The organism is Williamsia sp. M5A3_1d (assembly GCF_053345315.1).
Genome location: NZ_JBKEZX010000001.1, coordinates 429014 through 445021, shown reverse-complemented (window position 1 = coordinate 445021; position 16008 = coordinate 429014). Strand labels below are relative to the sequence as shown.

Here is a 16008-nt window from a genome sequence, read left to right as displayed (position 1 = left end):
ACGTTCATGGCGGCGGGTTCACGTCTGGTCGGTGGAATTCATGCGGTGCGGAGGTTGGGCGGAAAATGTTGAGCAAGCGGGGTCGAAGGAGAGTGGCTGTGGGTCAGATTCCACCCGACGGGGGTGCCCCCTCCGGTTCGGTCGTCTCCGATGCCGAGCGCAACGTTTCACGTGAAACACGCGCCGACGTTTCACGTGAAACCACGGGGAAGTATCACGACACCCCCATCGCGGCGGCCGCCGAGCGTGCTAGTCAGGTTCTGACCAAGGGCATGGCGGGCCGGCTCCCGCGTCCGGTGGAACCCCGCATCATCACGGTGGCGAACCAGAAGGGTGGTGTCGGGAAGACGACGACATCGGTCAACATCGCGGCCGCCTTGGCGCTCCACGGGCTCGGCGTCCTGGTCATCGACCTCGACCCCCAGGGCAACGCGAGTACCGCGCTGGGCATCGACCACCGCGACCCCGACATCTCCTCGGTGTACGAGCTCCTGCTCGGTGAGATCACCCTCGCCGAGGCGATGCAGACCTCACCGGCACACGAGCGGTTGTACTGCGTGCCCGCGACACTCGATCTCGCGGGCGCCGAGATCGAATTGGTGTCGATGGTGGCGCGCGAGACCAGGCTCCGGAACGCCATCGATCTCGAGACCATCCGCGCACACGACATCGACTACGTGATCATCGACTGCCCGCCGTCCCTCGGGCTGCTCACCGTCAACGCGATGGTCGCGGCTCGTGAGGTCCTCATCCCCATCCAGTGCGAGTACTACGCACTCGAGGGCGTGGGACAGCTGCTGTCGAACATCGAGCTCGTCCAGGCTCACCTGAACAAAGACCTGTGGGTGTCCACCGTGCTCCTCACCATGTACGACGGCCGGACCAAGCTGGCCGACCAGGTGGCCGACGAGGTGCGTCGACACTTCGGCGACAAGGTGCTGACCACGGTGATCCCCCGGAGCGTGAAGGTGTCCGAGGCCCCCGGTTTCGGCATGACGATCATCGAGTACGACCCGGGTTCGCGTGGCGCCATGAGCTATCTGGACGCCGGGCGTGAGCTTGGTATGCGGGCCTCGGCGACGCGGCAGGAGGGCGGGAACGCATGACACAGCGCAAGGGAGGCCTCGGTCGGGGCCTCGCGGCACTCATTCCCACCGGCCCGGACGAGGGACCGCGGCTCGGTGCCGCCGCCGCGGATGTGGTGCTCGGTGAGGCACCGCGCAGGGGCGGTGCGGCTCGATCGGTCGCCACCTCGGCGGATGCGAACTCGCCGGTGGACGCGTCGACGGAGACGGGTGCGGTGTATCGCGAGATCCCCCCGGCGCACATCCAACCCAACCCGCAGCAGCCACGCACAGCGTTCGATGAGGAAGCTCTCGCGGAGCTGGTCCACTCCATCCGTGAGTTCGGGCTGATGCAGCCCATCGTCGTACGCCGTCTCCCCTCCCCCGTGGGCGACATCGCCTACCAACTGGTGATGGGTGAGCGACGCTGGCGAGCCAGTCAGGTGGCCGGACTCGCCGCCATCCCAGCGATCGTGCGCGAGACCCAGGACGAGGACATGCTCCGGGACGCGCTCCTGGAGAACATCCACCGGGTGCAGTTGAACCCCCTGGAAGAGGCGGCCGCGTATCAGCAGCTCCTCGAGGAGTTCGGGGTGACGCACGACGAGTTGGCGACGCGGCTCGGACGCTCCCGTCCGGTGGTGACCAACATGATCCGACTGCTGAAGCTGCCGATCCCGGTGCAACGTCGTGTCGCTGCCGGCGTGCTGTCAGCCGGTCACGCCCGCGCACTGTTGTCGTTGGAGGGCGGCGCGGATCTGCAGGAGGCGCTCGCCGCGCGCGTCGTGGCTGAGGGCATGTCGGTGCGCGCCACGGAGGAGGCGGTGACCCTCGCCAATCACGACGGGCCGACCCCCGCGCCGAGCGCGCCCACCAAGCGCAAGCCGATGCTGATGCCCGGTTTGCAGGACGTGGCCGAGAGGCTCTCCGACCGTCTCGACACCCGCGTGACGGTGTCGCTGGGCAAGCGGAAAGGCAAGATCGTGGTCGAATTCGGCTCGGTCGACGACCTCGAGCGCATCGTGGACCTCCTGGCCGAGAATGGGTCGAAGTGACCGCGACAAACAACGTACCGGTGGCAAGGGGCGAAACGTCACTGTGACACGAGGCTGTCCGCGGATCGGCGTCACGATCCACACATGTTGTGCCGCAACGGAATCAGGCGATTCGACGCCTCCCGTCCGTGCGGTGTCGCCGGAAACCGCCGGGAGATGCCGATGAGCGTCTCGATCAGCCCACTCCGGCTCGAGGGTTTCGAGGCGCTGCCGACCCACGTCCGTCAATGCATCTTCTGGGAGGTCGACCCGGTCGGAATCCCGGGACCCGACAGCGGCTACGTCATCGACAGCGAGTTCGACAAAGAGGCGTGGGTCTCGATGGTGATGCTCGACTGGGGCAAGTGCGCACAGGTTGCGGTCGAGTCGACCACGGGGCGCACGATCGGCACCGCGTTCTACGCACCGCCGGGTCGCGTGCCGCGGGCCCGCCTGTTCCCCACTTCCCCCGTGAGCGCCGACGCAGTTCTCCTGACGTCGGTCCGCGTGGACGCGGGCTTCGAGGGAACCGCGGAGTCCTTGGTGTCGGCGGTCGTGGCCGATCTCGTCGAGCGCGGTGTCCGCGCGGTCGAGTCCTTCGGCATCGTCAGGTCGTCGGGCGACGAGCCCGACGACCTCGTCTCCCCGACCCCCGGCGCCCCGGATCCCTCCTCCACACTGTGCCCGGGATGTATGACCGACGCGCATTTCCTCACCGACGTCGGGTTCGAGCTCGTGGCACCGCACCACCGTTTCCCACGGTTCCGTCTGGAACTCGATGAGGGGTTGGGGTGGAAGTCGGCGGTGGAGAGCGCACTGGCCGGACTGGTCGTGATGGCGACGATCGATGCGACCGGCCGGGAGCGGACGGCGGTACCCGTCGGCTGATCGTCAGCGGGTGATCTGCTCCGACGCCAGGAGGTCGGCGAAGGTGTAGGTGCCGGTCGGCTGATCGTTCTCGCCGAGCAGGTACAGCCGCTTCACGGCCACGAGGATGGCGTCGGCGATGGTGTCGCGGATCTGCGGGTCGGTGAGTGCGGCGGCGTCGTGCGGATTCGTGATGTAGCCGATGTCGATCTGGGCCACGGGCATCCGGGTGAGGCGCAGGATCTCCCACGTCTTGGGGTGACTCCGACAGTCGCGCAGCGGGGTCCGGGCCACGATCTCCCGTTGGATGTACCCCGAGAGGGAATCGCCGATCGTCGAGACCGACCCGTGCGGGGTGCCGAAGTAGAACGTCGCAACACCGCCGGCGGTCGGGGTCTTGTGGTGCGCGCACCGGAGTGCGATCACCAGGTCGGCGCCGAAACTGTTTGCGGTGCGGGCTCGTTGGGCATCGTCGGGGTTGTCCGCCACCGACCGCGACAGGAACGTCTCCACCCCGGCAGCCGCCATACGCCCTTCGAGCCGCTGCCCGAGGTCCCAGAGGATGTTCGTCTCGAGCGCTGCGGTCTCAGGGCTCACCGTGGTGTCGACCACGCCGTTGCCGGGATCGATGACCACGCGTTTGCCCGACAGCTGCGGACCCGAACGGCGAACCGACTCGTGCTCACGGATCGCGTGCGGCGACCCACCGGTGACCTTGGTGCCCAGGTTGTTCAACGACCGCAGCGTGTCCGGGCCGCAGATACCGTCCGGGGTCATGCCGTACTCACTCTGATACGACCGCAACGCGGTGTCGGTCGATGCGCCGAACTGTCCATCGACGAGTCCGGTGTAGTACCCGAGGTTCTGCAGCCGCGACTGCAGGGTCGCGACGTCGTCACCGTTCATCGGTGCCGACAGTGTGAACGTGAGAATCCGGGCTCCGAGGCGGTAGGACGCCTCACGGAGCACCCGATAGGTCGCCGGGCCCACGATGCCGTCGGCGATGAGGCCACGGTGCTGCTGGAAGGTGCGCACGGCGTGCTGGACCTCGTGGTCGAAGACGGCGGGACCATCGACGGTCTCGGATTCGGCGCTGTGACGGCCACCCGAACCGGCGGTGTCGGGGAGCAGGCCCTGCGTGATGAGGATCGAACGGATCTCAGCGACAGCAGACCCCTGATCACCCAGGCGGTACAGCGCCATCACCACAGCCTTTCTCGCACATCGACGACCTCTGTGCACATCGACATCACAGTGTCTCAGGTGGACGGGTCCCTGACCAACACGCTCGTCAGGTCCCCCACACGGCATCGGGTGCGCGCGGCGACAGCCACGCACACCCGATGTGTGTTGATCGGCCGAACCAGTCGGCCGGTGGGTCAGACCGTGGGCTTCTCGGCGCCGAGGACGGTGTCGAGCTCACGCAGGAGCGCTGCCTTGCCCTTGGCCCCGACGATCGTCTTGGTCGGCTGACCGTTCTCGAACAGGATCATCGTGGGGATCGACATGATCTTGAAATCCCGTGCGATGTTGGGGTTCTCGTCCACATCGAGCTTGGCGACGGTGAGCTTGTCACCGTTGTCGGCGGCGATCTCCTCGAGCACCGGGGCGACCATCTTGCACGGTCCGCACCAGGTGGCCCAGAAGTCGACCAGCACCGGCTTGTCGGCGCCGAGGACCTCGGACTTGAAGGTCGCGTCGGTGACGACGACTGTGTTTGCACCCATTGTGTGTTCCTCCTCTAGTGGAAACGTGGCTTGTGGCGGGGATCGGCGGGATGCCGGGATCCCGAGAGTGGACGGTCAGGCGAGCGATGCGACCGCGACGTCGGCGTCGACGTGCGTGGTGGCGTCGGCGCGCTCGGCCAGCCACCGCTCGGCGTCGATCGCAGCGCTGCAGCCGGTGCCCGCCGCGGTGATGGCCTGGCGGTAGCGGTGGTCGACGAGATCACCCGCGGCGAACACACCGTCGATGCTGGTGGCGGTGGTGCCCCCCACCGTGCGGACGTATCCGTCGTCGTCGAGGTCGACCTGCCCGGCGACCAGGCCGCTGCGCGGGTCGTGACCGATGGCCACGAACATGCCGGTGACGTCGAGCGTGGACGTCTCACCGGTCACGGTGTCGATCAGCTCGAGGCCGGTCACCGAGGTCTCGCCGAGCACACGGTTGATGCCGGCGTTGGTGACGAACCGGATCTTGTCGTTGGCCTTCGCGCGTTCGAGCATGATCTTCGACGCGCGGAACTCCTCGCGACGGTGCACGAGGGTGACGCTGCGGGCGAACTTGGTGAGGAAGGTCGCCTCCTCCATGGCGGAGTCACCGCCACCGATGACGGCGATGTCCTGATCCTTGAAGAAGAAACCGTCGCAGGTGGCGCACGCGGAGACACCGCGGCCCAGCAGATCGGACTCGCCGGGGACATCGAGGTAGCGGGCTGCCGCGCCCATCGCGAGGACGAGTGCCCGGCTGCGGTACACCTCGCCGCCGACCTCGACCTCCTTGATGTCCCCCTCGGCCCGGATGACGTCGACGTCCTCCATGCGCAGATCGGCGCCGAAGCGCAGCGCCTGCTCCCGCATCTCGTCCATCAGCGCGGGCCCCTGGATGCCCTGCTGGAAGCCGGGGAAGTTCTCGACCTCGGTGGTCGTCATGAGTGCGCCACCGAACTGGGTGCCCTCGAAGACGATGGGAGACAGCTCGGCGCGGGCGGCGTAGACCGCAGCGGTGTATCCGGCCGGTCCGGATCCGACGATGATGAGATCGTGGATCGTCTCGGTCCCTGTGTCGCTCATCTGCCCTCTTTCCACGTGCGTGATCTGCTGATTCAACACAAGGGTAAGGGGATCTGTTCCCGCGGCTCACCTCGTCGGTGGGGCGCCCCCGATCTGTTGTCGGCTGATCAGCGACGGCCGGCCGGTGTCGCAGTCGGTGCCTACGACGAGCGCATCGAACCGTCCGGCCTGTCCGGTTCCGAGCAGGACGACCGTGCGCCGCCCACCGTCGACGGTCAGCGTGCCCGAGCCGAGCACCGGGGTGGACGGGGAGACGCCGTTGGCGGACAGACAGCGTTGCAGGCGGGCGGTGTCGGCGGGGCCGTCGTCGAACGACGCGCCCGTCCGGCCCAGCACCGACAGCAGGGCGACGGGCGAGGTGTCGGCGCCGGTGCGGTCGCCGGACGAGGTCGGGGTGGATGAGGGTTCGGCGTTGGTGACGGTCCCCTGCGACGACATCGACGCCGTGGAGATCGCGACCACGAGCGTGACCACCGAGATGACGGCGGCGGCGGCCAACGCGATGAGCAGACCACGACGGCGCCCGGCGTCACGGCGACGCGCGCGGGCGTCGGCGAGGGACTCGACCTCCGGTTCCGTCCGGGGCGCGGACGCCGAGGCGCCCTGCTCCCCGTCGAGACCTGCGAGCGTCGCCTCGATCGCTGCGCTGACGGCGGCCGGGGGCGGCTCGTCGGCCACCGGGACGGCGGCGAGATCGGCGCGGGTGGCGTCGAGGGCGTCGAGAACCCGTCGGGCGGCAGGGTCGGCACGTACACGGGGCCACAGAGCGGCCGCCTCGTCGTCGGGGAGGACACCGGCATGCAGGTCGGCGATGAGGTCGATCGGGAACGGCGGGCCCGGGAAGGGATCGGGTCCAGAAGGATCGTCGGTCATCGCCTCCCCCGTCCCCGACTCGACGCTGCGGGCACGTCGGCGCCGGTCTCCTCGGAGGTGACCCCGACGTACACATTTCGCACACCCATACCCATCAGACGCCGACCGGGATCGATGGGTTCCCACCGGGAGGGAAGTCGTCGGGTTCCCGCAGGTGGCCGAGCGCGACCGCGAGCTTCGCGCGTCCGCGTGCGCATCGGCTCTTGATGGTCCCGGTGGGGACCCCGAGCATCGCGGCGGCGTCGGTGACCGAGTATCCCTCGACGTCGACCGCCAGGACGGCGTCTCGCTGATCGGTGGGCAGCGTCTCGAGCGCCCGGTCGACGGCGAGCCGGGTGTCGATTTCGGCGGTCGCGTCCCTCGGATCGGCCAGGGCGGCGATGTCGAACTCGGGGATGGGGACGGTGTGGCGGAGCGTGTTGTGGCGCACCCGATCCAGTGCGCAGTTGACCACGATGCGATGGAGCCACGATCGGACCTGTGCGTCGGCCCGGAAGCTCGCGGCGTTGCGGTGGGCCTTCAGGAGAGCTTCCTGGAGCGCGTCGGAGGCGTCTTCGGAGTTGTGACTGCTCCGGCGGGCGACGGCCCAGAGATAGTTCTGGTGGCGGCGGATGAGCTGGCCGAAGGCCCGCGGGTCACCACGCAGATGCGCGGCGAGCAGCTGCTCGTCGGTGGGCGTCCGGGTGGCCGACGACCCCGTGGTGCCGGCACCGGCCCCCGAATCGGTCATGGTCAGCCACGGTAGTGGAGTCGGGAACGTTCGCATCCGGAGTGTGGCGTCGCCTGTGGATCAACCTCTGTTGTGCATCGTTCGGTGTTCGTCCGCGCCGTGCTCGACCGCCGAGGCCCAGAGATCGCTGATCACGGTCGCGGTCGGTACCTCGCGGGCGGATGCGAACCCCTCGCCCGCCCACAGCGTGATGGCCTCGGGGTCGTCGGCTGCGGTCGCCGCCCGCCGGATGGGTCCGGTCAGCGTGTTGATCTCGGGGAACGCCGAGGGCGCGAGGTGGCCGAGCTCATGGTGGAAGCGGTTGGCGAGTCCCCGGGCGGGGCGTCCCGAGAACGCGCGGGTGAGCACGGTGTGGGCCCGGGAGTCCGGGTGTGCGGCCTCGGTGAGCGCACGACGATACGGAACGCTGGTGCCGGCCTCAGGGGTGCGCAACAACAGGGTGCCGATGCCGACGGCGTGGGCGCCGAGCCCGAGGAGTCGCGCCACGTCGGATCCGTCGGCGACTCCCCCGGCGGCGATCACCGGTGTCGGTAGGGCGTCGACGATCGCGCGCAGCAGGTCGTCGAGGGGGTCCTCCGGCGGTGTCTGCGCCACCGCGAAGGTCGAGCGATGGCCGCCCGCGGCCGGACCCTGCACCCAGAGGACGTCGGCGCCCCGCTCGACCGCGGCGTGCGCGTCGGCGACGGAGGTGACCGTCACGACGATCGTGGCGCCGACCTCGCGGAGACGGTCGACGTCATCCGGTGCGGGCAGACCGAACGTGAACGACACCCACGGCACCCGCCGCTCGACGACCACATCGAGTGCGGCGGAGTACTCGGCAGTCGAGAACGACGGGACGTCCGGGACGGTGACGCCCGCGGCCCGGGCCCAGGGCGCGAGGGCGTCGGCGTATCGCGCGACCCCCGCCGGATCGGGATCGTGCGCATCCGGGGCGTCCGGGACGAACAGGTTGGCGCCGAATCGCTGAACACCGCGCCTCCGCACGGCGTCGATCGACGCCGTGATCTGCTCGGCTGACCGATAGGCGGTGGCGAGGAAACCCATCCCGCCCGCCTCGCCGACGGCAGCGACGAGTTCGTCGGTGGTGGGTCCGCCGGCCATCGGGGCACCGATGAGCGGGATGGCCAGATCGCGCAGCTGTGCACTCACCCCTGTGACGCTACCGCCGTGACCGCGGCGTCCCGTCGGGTGCCCACACCCCCGACGATCCGCGCCGGAACGACCCCACCAGGTGGGTGTCGACGACACCCAGCGCCTCCATCAGCGCGTACATGGTCGTGGGGCCGACGAAGCGAAAACCTCTGCGTCGCAGCTCCTTCGACATCGCCACCGACTCCGGTGACGATGTCGGGACGTCGGCCATCGTCTCGGGTGTGGGGGTGCGATCGGGCTGGAACGACCACAGCAGCGACACCAGGCCCCCCTCGACACCGTCGCCCGGTGTGTCGGTGCGCAGGGCGATCGTCGCGGCGGCGTTGCCGATGGTGGCCTCGATCTTGCCGCGATGGCGGATGATCCGCGCATCGCCAAGAAGGCGCTCGACGTCGGCCTCACCGAAGGCGGCGACGGTGTCGACGTCGAAGTCGCAGAACACCTCTCGGAACGCGGGGCGTTTGCGCAGGATGGTCGCCCACGACAGCCCCGACTGGAAACCCTCGAGACAGAGACGCTCGAAATGTGCGGACTCGCCGCGGACGGGCATGCCCCACTCGGTGTCGTAGTAGTCCCGCATCATGCCCGGGGTCACCGCCCACGGCGGGCGGGCCAGACCGTCCTCGCAGACGGTCACACCGAGGGGATCTGCCGTCAACTGCCCATGCTGATCTGGCTGATGGTCCCCTGGAACCCGCCCCGGGCGCCCTGCGGCAGCGAGGTGAGCCACACCAGCACGTACGGCGCCGAACGAGGCTGCGCGACAGTGATCGTGGTGGTCGGGCGGTCGACGGTGGCTGCGGCGACCTGGGTGGTCTCGCCGAAACCGGCCGATGCCGACGGCGACATCCGGATCTGCAGCGCGATACCGGGATTGGGTGTCCGCACCGTGACCGTGCGCACCGCGGCCGCGCGGTCAAGCGTGAACATCAGCCCCAGACCGTTCTTGAGGTTGCCGAAACGCGGCCCGCCCCGATAGGTGTCGGTGCTCCACGCCGGGCCCTGTCCGGTGATGATGTTGCCGACGTTCGTGCTCGAATCGGCGGTCTGGTCGGAGTAGTCGACCACCGTGACCGCCCGCAGCCCCACCGCGCCCGCAGGTGCCGCCGCGGCACCGGACTGACCCGGCTGTGCCGACGAGGTGATGATCGAGTCGATGTCGGTGGGCTCGTCGGATGATCCGACGGTGTCGGTGAGCCAGACGATGAGGGCGATCACCAGCAGCAGGATCACCAGGCCCGCGGCGGCGGAGATGGCGAGTACCCGCATCGATCGCGGTGAGCGGTTCGAGAGCGACAGGCGGGAACCACCTCGACCCGCGGCCTGTGCGGAGACGTTCGAGGCAGGTGCGGGACGCTCGGTGTCGTCACCGATGACGGGCATCAGGTCGGTCTTCTGGTCCACCACGGTCGCCTGGTCGAGAACGTGTTGGATGGTTGCGGCCGTGCGTATCCCGCTGTTGCCCTCCAGGGCGCGGGCCGCGACGGCGGAGATCTCGAACGGCACGTCGGATCGGACCGCGCGTGGTTCCTTGGGGATGCCGGCCGCCGACGGCTCGGCCACCGGCAGGCCGCCGATGGGTTCGCCGGTCGTCGCGCTGGTGATGGCCTTCGCCGCGCCGTCGGGGTCGAGCGGCCAGTGTGCGAGGAGCAACGCGTAGAGCACCGCCCCGAGTCCGCGTACGTCGGTGGTCTTGTCGTCGCCGGCGATGGTGCCGGGGAACGCCAGTACCGCATTGCCCTCGCGGGAGATACGGATGCGGTCGGGGTGGTCGATCGACAGCGAGCTGCCGGTCCGGTGGGCGGCCTCGGCTGCGGCGGCCAGGGCGCGGACGGCGCGCGCGGCGCCGACCGGTGACGGATTGGTCTTGGCGACCTCGGCCAGGGACGAACCCGACACCCATTCGGCGACCACGATCCCACCCGACGAACCGCGGACCACGTCGAGGACCCGGGCGATACCGGGCGAGTTGACCCGACCGAGTCGGAGCGTGCGGGACAACACGGCCTGCGGTCCCTCGCCGCGGACACCCACGGCCGCACCGGGTTCCGGCGGCGGTGCGTGCTGATCGGCGTCGACGAAGGTCAGGGCGACGTCGCGGTCGAGATTGATGTCGCGTGCCCGCCAGAACTGCAGTCCCCGGGTCCCACCGTGCGCCTGGAGGAGTCGGTAGCGGCCACCGGCGACGGCGGCACCGGGCACCAGACGCGGTCCGCGGCGTAACGGTGCGTCGGTCGGCGCCGGGGCGGCGCCAGCGTTCTGACCCGTCGGGGGGACCGGTGCCGCAGGAGCATCGGCGACCGGCGGTGCGGCGGAACCGGGAGCACCGACCGCGGGATGGGCCCGGGTCGCGGTGTCGTCGGCGGACGCGACCGCATCGGGTCGGGACGGTGACCCGTCAGGTCGCAGGGCGCGCAGACGGGGATCGGTGTTCACCGACCCCGGGAGGTCGTGCAGACCACCATGGTCGACTCGCGGATCCACACCGCCGGTGCCCGGGTCGACACTCTTCTCCGGGTCGACGCGGTTGTCACCCACGAGGCCAACTCCTCTCCGTCGATACCGCAGATCCCGTGGCGCATCGGGCGACGATCCGCCCGCCGCACCACCGGTGTGTACCGAATATGCCTGCCAGCTGGCGGTACCGCGATCGAATCGACGCAACACCTGTACCTGCCCAGAATAGGGGAGGCTCTCGTCACCGGTGATCCGCGGGAACGCGACGGTCATCTCGGCGATCGATTCGTCGGCGGGCTGCGACTTCGGGGCGACGGCGGGGACGAACCGGCCCAGCATGCGGCGGACGCTGACACTGACGGCGATCACGTCGGGGATCCGCAGGAGGACCAGCGCGGTGTAGACGAGTCCGAGGGCGACCACCGCGGTGAACACCAGGTACGCCAGCGATCCGATCTTGCCGTGGTCGGAGGCGAACCGGTGCAGGCCGGACACCTGCGAGACCCCCCACACGAGCGCACACCCGGCCACTGACGCGGCCAGGGTGAGCAGGGTGGTGCGCGAGACGTTCGTCATGCGGATCCGCCCGAGCCGGCGCCGCAGCAACATGTGTCCGACGATCGCCCCGACGACGTAGCCGAGGCCGTTGGAGAAGGCGAGCCAGCGGACCACGTCCTGACCGTCGTCGAACAGCACCGGCCCGAGATACGACGACACCGACTTCACGAGGGTGATGCCGACGGCGATGGCCGTGGGCGTCCAGGCGTCCTCGCGGGCGTAGAAGACACGTAGCTGCACCAGGGTCATCGAATACGGGATGATCGTGAACGCGCCCCAGCTCAGCACCGACCCCAGCTGGTCGGCCGCCGACAGGTCGAACCGCCCGAAGTTGAAGATGGCGATGGCGATCGCGGGTCCGAAGAACGTCATGAACGTGATGATCGGCAGCAGCGCCACCATCGTCAGGCGCGTCGACAGCGACAGATCGTCGACGACCGAGTGGGTGTCCTTGGCCGCGGCGTTGCGCGAGAGGCGCGGCATGATCGCGGTCAGGATGGTCACGCCCAGAACGCCGTAGGGCAGCTGCAGCAACTGCCAGTGGGTCGCGTAGACGCTGACCCCCGACGCGTCGGCGTGCGAGGCGATCCGGTAGGTGATGAAGAACCCGACCTGCAGCACCGCGACGTACAGGACGATCGCCGCGGCCATCCGTCCGAACGCGCGCAGGCGGGCGTCGAGGCCCCACCGCAGTCGCAGCTTCACCCCTGCCCGGCGCAGCGCAGGCAGGAGGATCGCGGCCTGGCACACCACGCCGAGCGTGGTCCCGACACCGAGCACGAGCAGCTTCGGGTCGCCCATGCGGACCGGGTTCAGCGAGATCTCGCCGGGGACCAGGGCGAACACGATGAGCGTGGTGATCTGGACGATGTTGTTGCACACCGGTGCCCAGGCCCCGGGGCGGAACGCGCCCTTCATGTTGAGGATCGCGGTGAACAGCGCCGACATCCCGTAGAAGAGAATTTCCGGCAGCAGCAGGTAGGCCAGAGCGGTCGCGAGATCGCGGTTGACCTGCCCGTCGCCGAGGTTGAGGTAGGTCAGCAGCGGAGCGGCGACCAGCGCCACCACCGTCGCGACACCGAGGGTGGTGAGCGCGAGGGTGAAGATCCGGTTGATGAAATCGGTTCCGCCGTCGGGGTCCTCGGCCTCGGCACGCACCAGGACCGGGATCACGATGGCCGTCAGCACCGCACCGAGGACCACCTCGGCGACGATGCTGGGCAGCACATAGGCGGCCTGGAACGACGACGCCACCGCGGGCCCCAGCATCGCCAACACCAGGATGGTGCGGACGAAACCGCTGATGCGACTGATCAGGGTCGCGAGGGCGATCGACCCACTGGTCCGCAACACGCTCGCGTCTGAGTCATCGGGCCGCGCCCGCGCGGGATCATCGGACCGCTTCCGCGCGCGGTCATCGGGCCGCGCGGTGGGCCGGAGCTTGCGTGCGCGGATCGTCTCGTCGCTGATCTCCACCTCGCCGATGTCACCCGGATCGGCGTGCGGCGGTTCGACGGTGGCGATCCGGCGGGTCGGCGGGTCGGCGGCGTCATCCCACTCCGTGCCGTCCCATCCCGTCCGGCGGCCCACCTCGGAGAACGGCGGCGGACGGCGCCGCGCACCGGTCTCCCGCGGGGGCACGCGCGGTGGTTCGACGCGCGCACGGCGGCGCGACCGCGTCGACTCCGGTTCCTGCGCAACGGGATCGGGGGGGCGCTGTCCCGCAGGGCGGATGGAGCGCGGCGCGGCCCGACCGTGGGCGGGATCACCGAGCGGCTCGCCGGTCGCCGGGATCCGACGCGGCGCCGCCCGGGAGCCGGTGTCGGGGCCGCGGTCGTCGCGATCGCCCGTGGTGCCGTCGTGGCCGTCAGTCATCACGGCCGCCCGGGTGTCGGGGATCGCCGGTGTGGTCGGGGTCGTGCGGGCGGTCGGGGTCGCCGGCCGAACGGATCCGGGGGAACGGGTGCTCGATCGTGTCGGCACCTGCGCTCGCGTATCCGCCGTGCAGGTACCGGCTGTCGGCCATCAGGCGCTCACGCTCATCGGGTTCGGGCCGGTCGAAGTCGGCGGGATCGGGCTGTCCCCGGAATCGATGCCACAGCCGCCGGCCCGCCAGCAGGACCAACAGCACACCGGCACAGATCGTGATGACGAACAACGCCTTCCCATAAGCGTTGGAATGTACTGACAACTCGATCGGACTGCCCATCGCCACACCACTGGAGGTCACCAACGCGATGTTGACCGTCATCGACGACGACGAGCGGGCCTGCGTCGGCAGCTGGATCTGCCGGGTCCCCTTCGGCGGTATCTCGATGACGCCGATGTCCCCGACGTCGAGATCCGGCGGTGCCGCCGTGTCGAGGCGCACGCGGATCGACAGCGGTAGGTCGTTGCGCACCACGAGCAACAGCGGACTGCGTTCGGAGGCGAGCGTGTACTTGCCCCCGGGATCGAGGATGCCGACCGAATCACGCATCCGGTCGACGGCCCGGTCGACCGCTCCCACACGTGCCCGTGCCGTCGCCACCGTCGCGCGCCGGTCGGCCGCATCGGCGACCGGGGCGGAGCGCATGGCGCGGATCAGGTCCTCCACCAGCGGGGCGACGTAGGTACGTGGAGACATCGCGACGTCGTTGCGCGCCACCATCGATGCCTCGATCTGGAAGATCATCGACGTCGCCCGGGTGATCATCGCGGTGGTGTCGGCGTCGAGTGTGGTCAGACCGACGGTGGTGTCGGGCGGCGTCTGCAGTTCGGCGGTCGTCGAGGTGTCGGTGAGGTCTGCGGCGACGGTTCCCAGTGGCCGGGGCGTGGCGAGTCCGGCGTCGAGCAGGAGCGTGGCGGTGTCGAGCACGGCGCGGGCGTCGTCGGCCGAGGCCGACCACACCGCGGGCGGCACCACGATCTCGCTGCGTCCCACCACCGGCGTGTCGACCGGTGCGCCGATGCGCGCGGCCGCCGAACCCGTGGTCGGTGCGATGGCCGAGTAGGTGAGCGCCGAGGTGGCCGCGACGCGCCGGCTGTCCTGCGACTCGGAGCCGAGGTCGAACCGCTGGTCCTCCGGCGTGATCGCCGGGGTCGAGGGCGCGGCGCCCATCGCGGCCAGTGCGGTGGTGAGCGAGGGGTCGTAGGTCGCGACACCGACATCGGCCGCGCGGTACTGCCCGGTCCCCGACGGCGTCGCGGTGCGGAGCGACGACGAGGCGACGAGCGCACGATCGAGTCGGTTCGAGGTGAGCAGCCGGGCCGCGGTCGTGTCGAGAGCGCCGCTGGTGGGCACCACGAGATCACGCAGGCTGGTGACGCCGAGGATGGTGTCGACGATCTCGGCGGGCGACGTCAGGCCGGTGCGGGTCAGGGCCGGGTCGGCGGCCGCGGCGAGGGTGTCGAGATCGACCTGACCGAACGGCAGCGCGACCACGCAGAGCCGTTGGGCCATCGTCCGCAACCGTTCCAGCCACGCCCGCGCCGCGGCCGAGCCGGTTCCCTCGCGGGTGGCCGATCGCGGATCGGTGGGATCGCGTGAGATCACGTACCCCGTGGTCATCGCCTGCACCGTCACCAACAGGTCGGGGTCGACGGCGATGCACGCGCTGCGGGTCAGCGGTGCGTCCGCGGTCGATGTCGCGGCGTCGAGGGTGGTGAGCAGACCGTCGAGCCTTCCGCCGGTCTTCAGCGAGGTGGCGAGGTCGTCGCTGACGAGGCGGACGTCGGTGTCGGCACCACCGGGCACTCCCGGGGCGAGTTGGCCGGGCGCGGCCAGCGGCCACAGCAGGGTGAACTGGGTGGGCGTGGAGACCGTCGGTGCCACCGACCCGTCGGTGCCGACGCCGGGCGCACCGTTCGATCCCGCGGCCGCTGCACCGGCCGCGCTCGTCGCGCGACCCCGGTCGGGCGGCAGGCCCAGCACCGACAGCAGCGTGCGGGAGTCGTCGAGTCGCGCGGCCTCGCCGTAGTCGGGGGTCCCGTTGAGATTGACCAGCAGGGGGTAGACGCCGGGGGTGTCGATACCGAGTCCTGCTGTGCCGCCCGCGGACCGGGGACCGGCGGCCGGGGTCTCGGAAGCGGACAGCGGGACGGTGAGCGAGAACGCCCTGCGCTGCCCCGGGTCCAGTTCGGACGCGACGTCGCGGAACGGTGTCGTCACCTCGTACTGCGCGGTGTCGCGGGTGAGGGACGAACGCAGACCCGTCGACGTCTGCACCGCGTCGCCGCGTTGCAGACGCATCACCAGATCGCGCACCGGTCGGTCGCCGACGTTGGTGAGCGTGCCGGTGACCGTGACCGTCGACGGGCTCGATGTGGTCACCGTGGAGGGTGACACCGAATCGATGGCGACGTTGACGAACTCGGCGGGTTCGGGGAACGGTGTGGCGCCGACAGGGCCGGTCCCGGCGATCCACATCGCCGACACCATCGCGGCGAGCAGTGTCGCGGCGGCCCGCGCACCGGTGATCCGGACGCGTCCCACCGGC

At 70.0% G+C, this 16008-nt stretch carries 12 protein-coding genes; 3 read left to right on the top strand and 9 right to left on the bottom strand.

Going from position 1 to position 16008, the window contains the following annotated elements; genetic code table 11:
• The first annotated feature begins 65 nt into the window (after nucleotides 1-65).
• The 3 genes from ACLBW1_RS02240 to ACLBW1_RS02230 all read left to right on the top strand — a co-directional run bounded on the left by ACLBW1_RS02240 (nucleotide 66) and on the right by ACLBW1_RS02230 (nucleotide 2986).
• Nucleotides 66-1106, top strand: a complete 1041-nt coding sequence (locus ACLBW1_RS02240; RefSeq protein WP_447809838.1) for a ParA family protein — start codon at nucleotides 66-68, stop codon at nucleotides 1104-1106.
• Nucleotides 1103-2119 carry a ParB/RepB/Spo0J family partition protein gene (locus ACLBW1_RS02235; RefSeq protein WP_447809836.1) on the top strand — a complete coding sequence of 339 codons (1017 nt, stop codon included), beginning with the start codon at nucleotides 1103-1105 and terminating at the stop codon, nucleotides 2117-2119. Before ACLBW1_RS02240 ends, ACLBW1_RS02235 begins: the two co-directional genes overlap by 4 nt.
• Nucleotides 2120-2281: 162 nt before the next feature.
• The gene (locus ACLBW1_RS02230) at nucleotides 2282-2986 is read left to right on the top strand and encodes a hypothetical protein (RefSeq protein WP_447809835.1); all 705 of its coding nucleotides are present in this window, start codon (nucleotides 2282-2284) and stop codon (nucleotides 2984-2986) included.
• A gap of 3 nt (nucleotides 2987-2989) precedes the next feature.
• Here ACLBW1_RS02230 and ACLBW1_RS02225 read toward each other — a convergent pair whose 3' ends face one another.
• The 9 genes from ACLBW1_RS02225 to ACLBW1_RS02185 form a co-directional block, all read right to left on the bottom strand.
• The gene (locus ACLBW1_RS02225; protein ID WP_447809833.1) at nucleotides 2990-4168 is read right to left on the bottom strand and encodes a peptidoglycan-binding protein; all 1179 of its coding nucleotides are present in this window, start codon (nucleotides 4166-4168) and stop codon (nucleotides 2990-2992) included.
• 176 nt (nucleotides 4169-4344) lie between these two features.
• Entirely contained in the window at nucleotides 4345-4692 is a 348-nt protein-coding gene (gene trxA / locus ACLBW1_RS02220) for a thioredoxin (RefSeq protein ID WP_447809831.1), read from the bottom strand.
• Between the two features lie 75 nt (nucleotides 4693-4767).
• Nucleotides 4768-5757, bottom strand: coding sequence for a thioredoxin-disulfide reductase (gene trxB / locus ACLBW1_RS02215; protein WP_447809829.1), 990 nt, complete (start codon nucleotides 5755-5757; stop codon nucleotides 4768-4770).
• 66 nt (nucleotides 5758-5823) lie between these two features.
• Nucleotides 5824-6630 (bottom strand): anti-sigma factor family protein, encoded by an 807-nt coding sequence (locus tag ACLBW1_RS02210; protein ID WP_447809827.1) that lies wholly within the window; start codon nucleotides 6628-6630, stop codon nucleotides 5824-5826.
• A gap of 94 nt (nucleotides 6631-6724) precedes the next feature.
• Nucleotides 6725-7360, bottom strand: coding sequence for an RNA polymerase sigma factor SigM (gene sigM / locus ACLBW1_RS02205; RefSeq protein ID WP_447809825.1), 636 nt, complete (start codon nucleotides 7358-7360; stop codon nucleotides 6725-6727).
• A gap of 60 nt (nucleotides 7361-7420) precedes the next feature.
• A complete protein-coding gene (locus ACLBW1_RS02200; protein ID WP_447809824.1) occupies nucleotides 7421-8512 on the bottom strand; it encodes an NAD(P)H-dependent flavin oxidoreductase in 1092 nt (363 codons plus the stop codon).
• A gap of 10 nt (nucleotides 8513-8522) precedes the next feature.
• Complete coding sequence (locus tag ACLBW1_RS02195) at nucleotides 8523-9173, bottom strand: DNA-3-methyladenine glycosylase I (protein WP_447809823.1); 651 nt, start codon at nucleotides 9171-9173, stop codon at nucleotides 8523-8525.
• On the bottom strand, nucleotides 9170-13405 hold the full coding sequence (gene murJ, locus ACLBW1_RS02190) for a murein biosynthesis integral membrane protein MurJ (RefSeq protein WP_447809822.1): 4236 nt from the start codon (nucleotides 13403-13405) through the stop codon (nucleotides 9170-9172). The genes ACLBW1_RS02195 and murJ overlap by 4 nt, the downstream gene beginning before the upstream one ends.
• Complete coding sequence (locus tag ACLBW1_RS02185; RefSeq protein ID WP_447809820.1) at nucleotides 13398-16004, bottom strand: DUF6049 family protein; 2607 nt, start codon at nucleotides 16002-16004, stop codon at nucleotides 13398-13400. Before ACLBW1_RS02185 ends, murJ begins: the two co-directional genes overlap by 8 nt.
• Nucleotides 16005-16008 lie beyond the last annotated feature (4 nt).